Consider the following 13104-nt stretch of genomic DNA (forward strand, 5'->3'; position numbering starts at 1 on the left):
GTTTCACCTTGCGTAAGCTGAAAGCTTACAATAGATAAGTCACAAGTTACGCTATGCTAAACTTGCGACAGCGATTATTTTTTAAAGCCCTCTCCTTTGGAGAGGGTTTGGGAGAGGTCACTTCACATGCCCAAACAACCACGGCAATAAATCAGGTTCTGCAAAAGCATCATCCCAGCTATTGTGGCCATCATTTGGATAAAGGGTAAACTTCGGATCGCCACCGGCGGCTTTAATGGCTTCAACCATTACGATAGAATGATCTGGCGAAACGGTATCATCTTTAGCGCCATGGAAAATCCAAAGCGGCACTTTTTTGGCGTAGATCTTCGCGTTGTTGGTATTGTCGCCGCCACAAATAGCAAATGCTGCGGCAAATATCTTCGGCTCGCGACGGATGATCTCGAACGTGCCCATACCTCCCATTGATAAACCACCGATATAAACCTGGTGTTTGTTCACATAAGGCTTATCCAAAAAGTTATCTATCAATCCCATCAATGCAGTCATCGCTTTGGTTGGCGCACCACCTTCCTGAAAATCAAATACGTTTTTATTGGCCACGGTATCTCTTTTATACTTCACGTTTGACCAGAAACCGTTTGCAGGACATTGCGGATAAATAACAATGGCCGGGTATTTTTCTCTCGAAGTTGCATTTAAAAACAAGCCGGTTCCGTATTTCATTTGCGCCTGGTTATCATTACCACGTTCACCAGCTCCGTGCAATACAATAACCAGCGGGTATTTTTTCTGCGGATCGAAATTTTCGGGCATTAAAATCTGGTAAGGCAGTGTATCCTTTTTTTCGGCATACAAACCTTTTTCAAACTTGCCGGTGCTTTGGGCATGGCTTAAAACAGGTAATGCCAGGCCTAAGCCCAGCATTACAACTAAAAAATACTTTTTTACAATTATCATAGGGTCAGTTTAAAGTCTGCTTCTTGTGTATCGCGCGAGTTTGTGCCTACAAACACCTTGAAATCGCCAGGTTCACTGGTATATTTCATATTAGCATCGTAGAATTTCAGGTCGTCGTTTGTTAACGTAAACTTGATCTCTTTTGATTCGCCTTTGCGCAAAAATACTTTCTGGAAGTTACGTAACTGCTTCATTGGGCGGGTTACAGAACCTACCACATCGCGAATGTAAAGTTGTACCACTTCTTCGCCGTCATAATTACCATTATTGGTAACCGTTACACTTACGTTCAGCTTGTCGGTTGTTTTAATGGTCTTTTTATCCAATACCGGTTGGGTGTAAGTAAAACTGGTATAGCTCAAACCATAACCAAATGGATACAACGGGTCGTTAGCAATATCCAGATACTTAGATGAGTATTTGTTATTAGGATCAGCCGGTCGACCGGTTTTCTTCATATCATAATAAACCGGGATCTGACCTAAGCTGCGCGGAAAGCTGACAGTCAATTTTCCTGCCGGATTATAGTTACCGAACAATACATCAGCAATGGCATTACCGGCCTCGGTACCTGCAAACCAGGTTTCTAAAATGGCCGGGAAATGGGCATCTTCCCAGGTTAAGGTAAGCGGGCGGCCGTTCATCAACACTAATACTACAGGTTTACCCAAAGTATAAATTTCACGCATTAAACGTTGCTGACTTTCGGGGATGCTGATATCTGATCGACTGGCAGCCTCACCGGTCATCCCCTGCGATTCGCCTACAGCCATTACAATAACATCCGCTTTGCGGGCAACATCCATAGCTTGTTTCAATAGCGCGTCGGGGTCATCATTTACCAGTTCGCCGCCTTGGCTGTTCATCTGGTCTACGATAGATTTATTGTCGGCAATGTTAGCACCCTTAGCGTAAGTAATTTCAACACCCGGGCCTGCAACGGCTTTCATACCTTCTAACAGGCCAACGGCTTTATGCCAGTCGCCAGCGCCCGACCAGTTACCGATCATATCCCTTTTATCATCACCCAGCGGACCAATCAGGGCTATTGACCCTGATTTTTTCAAAGGTAACACCTGCTGATAATTCTTCAACAATACGAATGATTTGCGGGCGATATCGCGTGCATCATTCAGATTAGCGGCGCTCATAATTTCGGTCTTGGCACGCTCTTCGTTACAGTATTTGTAAGGATCGGCAAATAAGCCCAGTTTATATTTAGCCTCCAGTACGCGGCGAACAGCCTCATCAATAGTCTGCACTTTTACCTTGCCTTCACTAACTGATTGTTTCAGGTAATGCGCGAAAACAGAACCCTGCATATCCATATCGATGCCTGCGTTAATAGCAGCTTCACCGGCTTCTTTTTCGTTGGCTACGTTGCCGTGGTTCACCATTTCGTTAATGGCAGTATAGTCTGTCACCACAAAACCTTTGTAATTCCATTGCTTTTTCAGCACATCATCAACCAGCCATTTGTTAGCGGTAGATGGTACGCCTGCAATTTCATTAAACGAGGTCATGAAACTGCCCACGCCTGCATCAACCGTTGCTTTAAACGGAGGCAAGATGGTTTCCCATAAGGTACGGTTACTTACATCAACCACGTTGTAATCGCGGCCGCCTTGTATAAAACCGTAACCGGCGTAGTGTTTGGTACAAGCCATAACGGTTGTACCATCAAAGCTTGCGCCCTGGAAACCTTTTACACGGGCTTTGGCAATCTGGCTGCCCAGCCAAACATCTTCACCAGCACCTTCGGCAACACGGCCCCAGCGTGGGTCGCGGGCTATATCAACCATTGGGGCAAATGTCCAGTGCAAGCCATCTGCCGATGCTTCTGCCGCGGCTATATGTGCACTTTTTTCCATCGCTGCCAAATCCCAGCTCGAGCTTTCACCCAGCGGAATAGGGAATATCGTTTTATGTCCGTGGATAACATCGTACCCAAAAATCAGCGGAATGTGCAGGCGGGTGTTCTTTACCGCCATTTCCTGTAATTGGCGGGTATAGGCCGGGGTATAGGCATTAAATATTGAGCCCACCATACCTTTTTGAATATCTTCTTTATAACCTGCGCGGATACTCGGCCCGGTTAAGGCCATATCGCTGGTGTATTGCGTAAGCTGACCGATCTTTTCATCCAAGGTCATTTTACCCATCAGGTTGCTTACAAACTGATCCATTTTGCTTTGCGGTGCAGTTTTTTTAGTCTGCGCATATCCGCTCATAGTAATCGCCGTGGCAATAACTGCACAGCTGATTTTTCTGTAGTACATCATCTTAATTTTTGAAGGCATTTATTGGTTTATATGGTACGTACTGCTTTGAAAGTCCAGTTTCTTCAAACCCTGTTGTACTTCGGGGCAGCTCATAAACAAGTTCCAGATCAGGCCACTGCGGTAATTCTCAATCATTACCACAATCGGCCCCTCATCGATGGCAAGATACGATTTTGCGTACCAATTTTTACTCTCGTTAAAAGCATCCGTAAAACCATATTCGCCCCAGATCTTATCCCCCAGATCATAATAAAAATGGCGCAATGCTTTCATCGAATATTCGGGTGTGTAAGGGAATGCCGATAGCGCAGCAGTCGGCGTAATTACCCCCAGGTCATTAGTTGGCGAATGGGCATTATAGCCCTCATGGTTATCGCTCGCAGTTAGTCCCCAGCAGTCGGGGCCATAACCTTTAAACTTTTTGGGGTTATCTACACAGTAGTCATGGTTGATGAGCGTATGGTTGAGATTTTGCTCCCAGTAGTCGGCGTAGCGGTCTTTCAAGCCTTTAGGGTTCAATCCTAAAAATGAATAATGCGTGTAGAACAGCGGGCCGCCATAGTCAAAGCCCAGTGGCAGTACATGGCCATAAAACGTTTTCCCATTTTTAAAGAAATCGCTTTGCGCCCAGCCCCGGTGGTAAACTTCAGGCGATACCGGGTAACGTTCACCCGATGCTGCCAGCACATAGGTGATCAGGCACTCATTAAATCCACGCAGCGGAAAGTTCATCGCCCAGCCATTGTTAGGCGACCAGTGCCAGTATAGCACATCCCTCCCATCGCGGGTAAACCAGTTCCACTCCACCTCACCCCACATCCAGTTAATTACATCGCGGATGTGGCGTTCCTGGTCATTGTTGGCATTAAAGTACTGGCGGGCACACAGCAAGCCCTGAAACAGAAATGAGGTTTCTACCAGATCGGCCCCGTCATCCTTGCGGCTAAATCGGATGGTTTTACCGGTTTTGCCATCCATCCAGTGCGGGAACACACCGTGGTAAGAATCGGCCTTGTAAAGAAACTCTACGATCTTAGTCATGCGCTCAACTGCTTGGTCGTGGGTGATCCATTTGCGCTTGTCGGCAACCAGCATGGCCATAATCCCGAAGCCCGAGCCGCCGGTGGTTACCACTTCGTTTCCATAGTCGTAAGCTACATTACTACGCTCGCGGGCCAATCCACTAACGGGGTGGCCAAAGTCCCAGAAGTACCGGAAAGTTTGCCGTTGCACCACATCGAGCAGTGCACTATCCGATAAATTTTTGATGGTGCCGACCGGTTTGATACCATCTGTGGGGGTACTACTTTTCTTCTGCGCACTGGCATAAAACCCAATGCAAAGCAGAGCGATAATTGTGAATATCTTCTTCATTTTGATAAAAATGAGCATCGCTTATATACCTTAAATAAGTAATATACAAGCGATGATTAAATGCTGATAAATGCAATAAAATTAATAGCCGGGGTTCTGTTTTAAGCGGCCACCGCTCAGGTCAATTTGCTGTTGCGGAATTGGGAACAGCGCGTTGGTCGACTTCCAGACTTTACCACCATCGGCAGCAAAAGCAGCAGCTGCCCGGCCGGATTGTACCCCATCCTGACGAACCAGGTCGAAGAAGCGATCGTGCTCTTCGGCCATCTCCATACGGTGCTCGTGCCAGATAGAAGTAAGGCTGATACCTGCCGGTGGTGTGGCCGATAAACCGGCACGGGTACGCAGTAAACCAATATCGGTAGCTGCGTCACCGGTTTTACCTAATTGGAAAGCAGCTTCGGCATTAATCAGCAAAACTTCGCCATAACGTAGCAAACGCAGTTGCTTCGGCAGGTGATCAGTGTTGCCCCCGCAATTTCTTTCTGCTGTGCGGCTATGGTAGGCTTTGTAACTATAGGTTGAGTTCTGCACCGAATCCTGACCGGGAATGCGGAAACCATCGAACAGCACCGTACCACCAGGCTTAATAAATATAATGGTTCCGTTCTTACGAACATCGGCAGCTTCATAGTCATTAATCAGGCTTTGCGATGGGTTGTTGAAACCGAAACCCAGATCCGACCAGCCAAATTTGCCCCCAGCCCTTGGTCCTTGTGAAACCACGTACAGGTTTACACCCGATGAACAATCTTGGTTGATACCGGCCTGAATTTCGAAGATAGATTCGGCATTGTTGATACCGCCATCGCCATTAACAGCGTTTTCGCGCCATATCAGTGAGTAATCTTTCACTAGGCTGTACTTGCCGCCGGTAATTACGGCTTCAGATAGGTCATAAGCTTTTTGGTAATTCTTCAGGTACAGATAAACTTTAGCCTCCAATGCTTCAGCGGCGCCTTTGGTGGCACGGCCTACGTCTGTTGAGCCTTTTTCTGGCAGGTTGGCTACTGCGAAGTCAAGATCGCCGGTAATCAATTTATAAATGTCATCAACCGAAGCGCGGGTTTGGTACTGGTCCTGATTGGCTTCGGCAGCTGTAGGCACGTGATCTAACAGTGGTACTCCACCAAAAAACCTTACCATGTTAAAGTAAAACCAGGCACGCAGAAAACGGGCTTCGCCTATCAGTTTGTTTTTAGTAGTGGCATCAAACTGGGCATTTTGCAAAACACCCAAAGCCTGATTAGCACGACCTATACCTTGGTAGTAGCCTGTCCAGATTAGGTTAATATTGGCGTTTGTAGGCGTAGTGGTCAGGTTATCAATCTGTAGGGCATCGCCATAATCTGTGGGCGAACTGCCTTTATCCGCATCGTCTGACGCTATATCAGTCATGATCACATATTGAAAACTCTCAATATCCGGGTCGAAACCACCGATGTAAAATATGTTATAAATACCGGTTACCAGGTTAGCAGCCTGTACCGGATCTGTGATAATTTGTGATGCCGTTATTTGCCCTTGCGGTGGCACATCGAGGTAATTTTTGCAGGCATTAACAGCAATTATAATTACGGTAAACACTGCAACCAATGCCATAAACTTTATGTTGAAGATCTTTTTCATATACTTTCTGATTAGAATGTAACATTAACACCAAATGAAAACGTGCGCACAACCGGGTACACTGCCTGATCGATCCCCGACGACAAGATACTGGCCGAAGAGGCTGCCACACCTGCTGCAGTTGATGCATTTACTGCGGTTACGTTGGTATTAGCCGGGGTAAGCTCTGGCGAGATACCGCTGTAGCCCGTAATGGTAAACAGGTTTTGTGCGGTTAGGAACACCCTCAGTTTACTGATTGCAATTTTCTTTAATACATCGGCAGGCAGGGTATAACCGAAGGTTAAGTTGTTTAACCTCAAGAAGGCGCCTGATTCAATAAAATAGGTTGATGGTGGTGTATTTGATGTAATTACGTTAGGTACAGAGCTCGATGGATTGGCTGCTGTGAAACGGTTATCGGCAAAATCGGCATCTATATTATCGCGCAAATCGCTCTTCACATTTTTATTACCGTTGTAGATCTTGTTGCCCCAGTTGTAGTAAAAATCGGTACTGAGATCAAATGCGCTGTACTTAACACCCAGGTTAAAACCACCATAATATTTAGGTTGATAAGAGCCTGCGTAAATACGGTCGTTACCGTCAATTTTGCCGTCGCCATTGGTATCGGCATATCTTAGGCCACCTACGTGGTTGGCTTCGCCCAATGAATTTGGTGGGGCAGAATTAACTTCGGCCTGGTTCTGGAAAACGCCAATGGCCTGCAGCACATAGTAACTGGCAATAGGCTGGCCGTTATCTGTACGGGTAACGTACTGCCCGTTAATACCACCACCCGGCAGGTATTGGCCCCCGTTTAACCCAAGCAGTTTATTATGGTTAATATTGATATTGGCACTGGCGTAGTATGAAAACTTGGTGCCAATTTTATCAGCCCATTTTAAAGCAAACTCAAAACCCTGATTTTGGAATGATGCCGCATTGGTGGTGTAAGTAGTAGAACTTGAACCCAAAATAGCCGGGATGCTTACGTTGATCAGCGCGTCGTTTACCTTCTTTTTATAGTAATCGGCCTCACCGGTTAAGCGGTTGTTTAAGAAAGCATATTCAAAGCCAATATCCAGCTGGTTGGTAACCTCCCATTTTAAATTAGGGTCTTTAATTTGCTGAATGGCCGTACCCTCTACCAGCTGACCATTATAATAGTAAGGCAGGTTAGGTGTACCAGTTACAATGTATAAGCTTGATGCAATGTTATCATTACCCAGCTGACCGTAACTGGCGCGCAGTTTCAGATAATTGAAGATCTTCTGATCTTTCATAAAATCCTCTTCGGATATTACCCAGCCACCGCCTACGGTATAAAAGTTTCCCCATTTCTGCGCAAACTTAGAGCTGCCATCCCGGCGGAATGATCCTGTAATTAAATACTTACCTGCATAATCATAATTAACGCGGGCCAGTACAGATTGGCGGGTATATTTATCGCCATTATTATTTAATGATGTAGCTAAACTTGGATCGCCCAGGTCGAGGTACCATTGGTCGGAATTATTGGGTACATTTAAACGTGTACCATTAATAAAGCTAAACCTGTTTTTTTCGCTGGTGTAACCTACCAGCCCGGTTACGTGGTGTTTATCAAAATGCTTATCGTAGGTTAATGTATTATCCCAGTTAAAATTATACATGTTATCCTGCTGGATAAACAATGAGCTATTGTTCTGATACTGGTTACCGCCGCCGGTAGTAAAGGTGCTGCCATCGGCCGCAAACTGGGTTAAGTAGTTACGCTGGTTATCCCAGGTGCCATCCACGTTAAACGCGGTATGGAAACGCAGTTCGGGGATAATATCATAATCTAAAGCCACATTACCCTGCACCCTGTTGGTACTGGTAAAATTATTGATCTTATTAAGTTGCAGCAAAGGGTTACCCACGTTACCCCAGGCCGAAGTGTTACCATACAAACCATTATCATCCTGCGGGATTACTAATGGCGCTGCCCGGTATACGTTGCTAAAAATGCTTACTGCATCGATAGGATTTTCTGCCGATCGGCTTAAGGATAACTGCTCGCTGAATTTCAGCTTTTTAGTGAGCTGCACTTCATTATTGGCACGTAAGGTAAAGCGTTTGTAACCGTTTGTTTTTACGATACCATCATCGTCCAAATAGCTGGCACTCAAAAAATAGGTATTGTTATCGCCACCGCCTGATACGGAAATATTATGATCCATCTCGAAGCTTTTGCGTAAAACAGCATCATACCAGTTGGTACTGCCCGGATAGGTTAATGGCGATTTATCTGCCGTAAGTGCACCTGCATTAACATCAGTTTGGTAGGATGTATATTGTTGGCGATCTGCCATCTGGATAGTCTTGGCAGCTTCATGGAATCCCAGGTTGGCATCATACGCAATAACAGGCGGGCCTTTTTTACCTTTTTTAGTGGTGATGATAACCACACCGTTTGCACCACGTACGCCATAAATGGCGGCAGATGCATCCTTCAAAACATCCACGCTCACAATATCATTATTGTTGATGTTACGGATATCATTGGTTAAAACCCCATCAACCACATAAAGCGGGTTAACACCAGCCAATAATGACCCCGTACCACGGATCCTCAATTGCGGCGTAGAGTTAGGCTGACCGGATGAGATAACCTGCACACCGGCAACCTGGCCTTGCAAAGCCTGTGTTGGTGTATTTACCACTTGTCGTGTAATGGTAGATCCGCTAACGTTACCGATTGAACCGGTAACATCACGCTTACGCTGCACGCCGTAACCTACAACAACAACCTGCTGTAGTTCGCGTGCCTGCGCGCCTAACTTAATTTCGAGCGGCGCCTGGCCATTACCCGCCGGTGCCTCTTGCGAGGCGTAGCCAATGTAGCTAAAAACCAATGTTGCAGTAGCGGGGGCGCTGAGCGAAAATGCGCCGTTAACATCTGTTTGTGTACCGCTTGTTGTGCCTTTAATGCTCACGGATACCCCAATAAGCGCTTCGCCGTTGGTGGCGTCGGTTACCTTGCCTTTTATGGTAGTGTTTTGGGCATGGGTACTTAATCCCCAACACATAAAAAGCGCAAGAAATAGAAAAGTAAAAGATTGTTTCATAGTTACAGTTTCGTTTAAGTAAAACCTAACGGTTAAAAAAGTAGAAAACGGGGCGTTTAAATGCTACGAATAGCTGACAGTAATTAGAGAAACAGCAATTTAAAGGGAATGTTTAGGTTATTTTTTACGAAATTTTTAATTTACCTACACGAAACAAAAGCCTGTCAGAATTTGGCAGGCTTTACATTTAAAGAAAGTCTTTAGAATCGCGATAGCCAATGGCAGTGCGTAGAGGCATTACAAACGCTATGAAGTTTTAAGCACGCGATACAATCACGCGCAAGATACAAGGGATGTCGCGCTGAGGCACCCTTATTCATCCCTATTCCGCGATAATAATAATATTGCGCAGAGGCGTTGCAAACACGAAGAAGTGTTAAGCACGCGATGCAATCGCGCGCAAGAAGTAGCATGGCAAGCAAATTTTTACGCTTATTTTGTCATTCAGAGCGATAGCGAAGAATCTTCTTCATTGTGCACGGAAGTAGGACTTGTAACCTTAAACCGTGTGCAGCGCAGAAGATTCTTCGCTATCGCTCTGAATGACAAGTGGTATAACCTCGCGCGCGATTGCATCGCGTGCGCAATACTTTCCGGCGTTTGCAACGCCACACCGTATGCAAGTAACAAATTCCCCATTTCCACAATATTTTCCCCGGTTTTTATTTTGGGGAAATATTCCACACTTAATAAAAATGGCCTTTATGACTATGTAAAGCCAATTTTTAAGTTTTATTGCCAATCGGCATTGATGTTGCCTTAACCTATACATCAAACATTAATTAAAACATTTAAAATATAAAAATCATGAACACTTCAATCGTAATCGCAGGTATCGTAGCACAAGCAGCACCATTGTTCTTAGTAGTAAAAACTATCGCTGCTAAATTCAATAACTAATCGGTCAACACTTTTACTAACCAATAAATCTTAGAACCCATGAACACTTCAATCGTAATCGCAGGCATTGTAGCACAGGCAGCCCCATTATTCTTAGTAGTAAAAACTATCGCAGCAAAGTTCAATAACTAATTTTAGAAAGGTTGTTGGTGACAACACCAACAACGGCGAGAACCAATAAATCTTAGAAATCATGAACACTTCAATCGTAATCGCAGGTATCGTAGCACAGGCAGCTCCATTGTTCTTTATTGTTAAAATCATCGCTGCTAAATTGAATAACTAATTTAGAAAAGTTTGTTGGTGACAACACCAACAACGGCGAGCAGTTTGATTTGAGCGTTGTCATCCTGAGCTCCGTCGAAGGATAGGGGCAGGCCGCTACGCCATGATATAATGCAGAAATCCCACCACACCATACTTCGAGTAACCTCAGTATGACACCCATTCTACAGTAAGCGGCAAAATGCCATAAAAAAGCCCGTCAGCTTTAACTAACAGGCTCCATTATATTTTCTCTTTATACTTATTCAGCTAACTGAACTTTTGCTTTTTTAGGGGCAACAGGTTGCGGCACTTTTACATAGTAGCCCGTACCATCATAAACGCGTTTGCGTGGATGCTCTTTGCAGGTATTACTGCAGCAACCTTCCATTGAGGTGCCGCATTCGTCGCACTGGGTAAAGTGTTCGTTGCACTCCGGGTTGGCGCAGTTAATCATTTTCTCGGTGTGTTTACCGCAATTCCAGCAAACTGAAATGGTAACTGGGTTAACAGAGTTTACATCAACAGCTAAACGGTTATCAAACACATAACATTTACCTTCAAAGTCCTCACCTCCTGCTTCTTTACCATATTTAATAATACCACCGTGCAGCTGGTAAACATCTGTAAAACCTTCATGCAGTAACAGGGCCGATGCCTTTTCGCATTTAATACCGCCGGTGCAATAGGTTAATACCTTTTTATCCTTGTATTTGGCCAGCTCATTGATCTGCGCCGGGAAATCGCGAAAGTTATCAATATCAAGCGTGATCGCATTTTTAAAACGACCTAATGAATGCTCGTAGTTAGAGCGTACATCGAGGATAATTACATCCTCATCATCCTTCATCGCCAAAAAGTCTTTAGGCTCGAGGTGTTTACCGGTTTGAATCTGTGGGTTGATGATATTCGGGTCGCGCAGGCCGGAGTGTACAATTTCGCTTTTGTAGCGCACATGCATTTTTACAAACGAAGGCTGATCTACATCATCAATTTTAAACTCTGTTTTTGCAAAACGCTCTTCGGCATGTATGGCAGCCATGTAAGCTTCACAAGCTGCTGCGGTGCCCGATACTGTGCCGTTAAGGCCTTCGTCGGCAACAATAATACGGCCGGTTAAACCCAGGCTTTTACAAAATTTAAGATGATCGGCGGCAAATTGCTCCGCCTCGGCTATTGTTGAATAACAATAGTACAGTAGTGTTTGATATTGTGTCATTACGTACATTGATGCTGCTGCAAACAGCGTTAAATGAGGCGCAAATTTAGCAAAAAGTCCGGAAGTCAGAAAGACCGAAAGTCGGGAAGTTTTAAGTAGCAGTGGCGAGTGGCAGTGGCAGTCTTTAGTTATTGAATTTTTGTGGGCACTAATAAATCATATTAACCCGTTAAATAATTTGGTAATGCTTAATTTTGCCACCTTAATTTACAACGCTATGTATGATACGCTGAAACCTGTGCTGCAACAGGAACTTGCCCAAATAGAAGAAGCCGGATTATATAAAAGAGAACGCATTATTACTTCGCCGCAGGGTGCCGATATTACGGTACAAGGCGGGCAAGAAGTAATAAACTTCTGTGCTAACAATTACCTGGGCCTTTCGGGTCACCCAAAAGTGATCGAGGCGGCTAAAAAGGTGATGGATACACACGGTTATGGCTTATCGTCTGTTCGGTTTATTTGCGGCACGCAGGATATCCATAAAGAACTGGAAGCTAAAATTGCTGATTTTTTAGGGACAGAAGATACCATACTTTACGCGGCTGCTTTTGATGCCAATGGAGGTGTATTCGAACCTTTGTTCAACGAGCAAGACGCGATTATCTCAGACGAACTGAACCACGCTTCTATTATAGATGGTGTACGTTTATGCAAAGCTCAGCGCCAGCGTTACAAACATGATGACATGGTCGATCTGGAAGAAAAGCTAATTTCAACGCAGAACCTTCGCCACCGGATCATCGTTACAGATGGCGCTTTCTCTATGGATGGCACCATTGCTCAACTGGATAAAATTTGCGACCTGGCCGATAAATACAAAGCTTTGGTGATGATTGACGAAAGCCATTGCTCGGGCTTTATGGGCAAAACAGGCCGTGGTACGCATGAGCACCATAATGTAATGGGCCGTATTGATATTATTACCGGCACATTGGGTAAAGCATTGGGTGGTGCATCAGGTGGTTTTACATCTGGCCGTAAGGAGATCATCGATATGCTGCGTCAGCGCTCTCGTCCGTATTTGTTTTCTAATACGTTGGCCCCGGCAATTACAGGCGCATCAATCGGCGTATTAAATATGCTGAGCGAAACCACCGACCTGCGCGACAAGCTGGAAAGCAATACCAAATACTTCCGCGAAAAAATGACCGAAGCCGGTTTCGATATTAAACCGGGTATACACCCTATTGTACCGGTTATGTTATACGATGCCAAACTGGCCCAGGAGTTTGCCGCCAAAATGCTGGAAGAAGGCATTTATGTAATCGGTTTTTACTACCCGGTTGTTCCGCAAGGTAAGGCACGCATCCGCGTACAGATTTCTGCTGCGCACGATGTGGAGCATTTGGATAAAGCTATTGCGGCATTTACCAAGGTGGGCAAGGCATTGGAGGTGATTAAGTAATACATGTAAATTACTTATCTTTGTATAAGGGAGGCA

7 protein-coding genes are annotated in these 13104 nt (G+C 45.0%); 1 reads left to right on the top strand and 6 read right to left on the bottom strand.

Annotated elements, in window-relative coordinates; all coding sequences use genetic code 11:
- Positions 1–117: 117 nt before the first annotated feature.
- From PQO05_RS23480 to trhO, 6 genes are all read right to left on the bottom strand, one after another.
- A complete protein-coding gene (locus PQO05_RS23480; RefSeq protein WP_273629885.1) occupies positions 118–921 on the bottom strand; it encodes a carboxylesterase family protein in 804 nt (267 codons plus the stop codon).
- Entirely contained in the window at positions 918–3221 is a 2304-nt protein-coding gene (gene bglX / locus PQO05_RS23485; protein WP_273629886.1) for a beta-glucosidase BglX, read from the bottom strand. The genes PQO05_RS23480 and bglX overlap by 4 nt, the downstream gene beginning before the upstream one ends.
- Complete coding sequence (locus PQO05_RS23490; RefSeq protein ID WP_273629887.1) at positions 3222–4577, bottom strand: glucoamylase family protein; 1356 nt, start codon at positions 4575–4577, stop codon at positions 3222–3224.
- Between the two features lie 81 nt (positions 4578–4658).
- Positions 4659–6206, bottom strand: coding sequence for a RagB/SusD family nutrient uptake outer membrane protein (locus PQO05_RS23495; protein ID WP_273629888.1), 1548 nt, complete (start codon positions 6204–6206; stop codon positions 4659–4661).
- Positions 6207–6217: 11 nt separating this feature from the next.
- Positions 6218–9277, bottom strand: coding sequence for a SusC/RagA family TonB-linked outer membrane protein (locus tag PQO05_RS23500; RefSeq protein ID WP_273629889.1), 3060 nt, complete (start codon positions 9275–9277; stop codon positions 6218–6220).
- Between the two features lie 1426 nt (positions 9278–10703).
- The gene (gene trhO / locus PQO05_RS23505; RefSeq protein ID WP_273629890.1) at positions 10704–11660 is read right to left on the bottom strand and encodes an oxygen-dependent tRNA uridine(34) hydroxylase TrhO; all 957 of its coding nucleotides are present in this window, start codon (positions 11658–11660) and stop codon (positions 10704–10706) included.
- 217 nt (positions 11661–11877) lie between these two features.
- Between trhO and kbl the strand changes: the two genes are divergently transcribed.
- The gene (kbl, locus tag PQO05_RS23510; protein ID WP_273633551.1) at positions 11878–13068 is read left to right on the top strand and encodes a glycine C-acetyltransferase; all 1191 of its coding nucleotides are present in this window, start codon (positions 11878–11880) and stop codon (positions 13066–13068) included.
- Positions 13069–13104 lie beyond the last annotated feature (36 nt).

It is taken from the genome of Mucilaginibacter jinjuensis (assembly GCF_028596025.1).
Taxonomy (GTDB): Bacteria; Bacteroidota; Bacteroidia; order Sphingobacteriales; family Sphingobacteriaceae; genus Mucilaginibacter; species Mucilaginibacter jinjuensis.

Coding starts and splice junctions, on each gene's coding strand:
- PQO05_RS23480 (WP_273629885.1), bottom strand. CDS start 921: ATGATAATTGTAAAAAAGTATTTTTTAGTTGTAATGCTGGGCTTAGGC.
- bglX (WP_273629886.1), bottom strand. CDS start 3,221: ATGCCTTCAAAAATTAAGATGATGTACTACAGAAAAATCAGCTGTGCA.
- PQO05_RS23490 (WP_273629887.1), bottom strand. CDS start 4,577: ATGAAGAAGATATTCACAATTATCGCTCTGCTTTGCATTGGGTTTTAT.
- PQO05_RS23495 (WP_273629888.1), bottom strand. CDS start 6,206: ATGAAAAAGATCTTCAACATAAAGTTTATGGCATTGGTTGCAGTGTTT.
- PQO05_RS23500 (WP_273629889.1), bottom strand. CDS start 9,277: ATGAAACAATCTTTTACTTTTCTATTTCTTGCGCTTTTTATGTGTTGG.
- trhO (WP_273629890.1), bottom strand. CDS start 11,660: ATGACACAATATCAAACACTACTGTACTATTGTTATTCAACAATAGCC.
- kbl (WP_273633551.1), top strand. CDS start 11,878: ATGTATGATACGCTGAAACCTGTGCTGCAACAGGAACTTGCCCAAATA.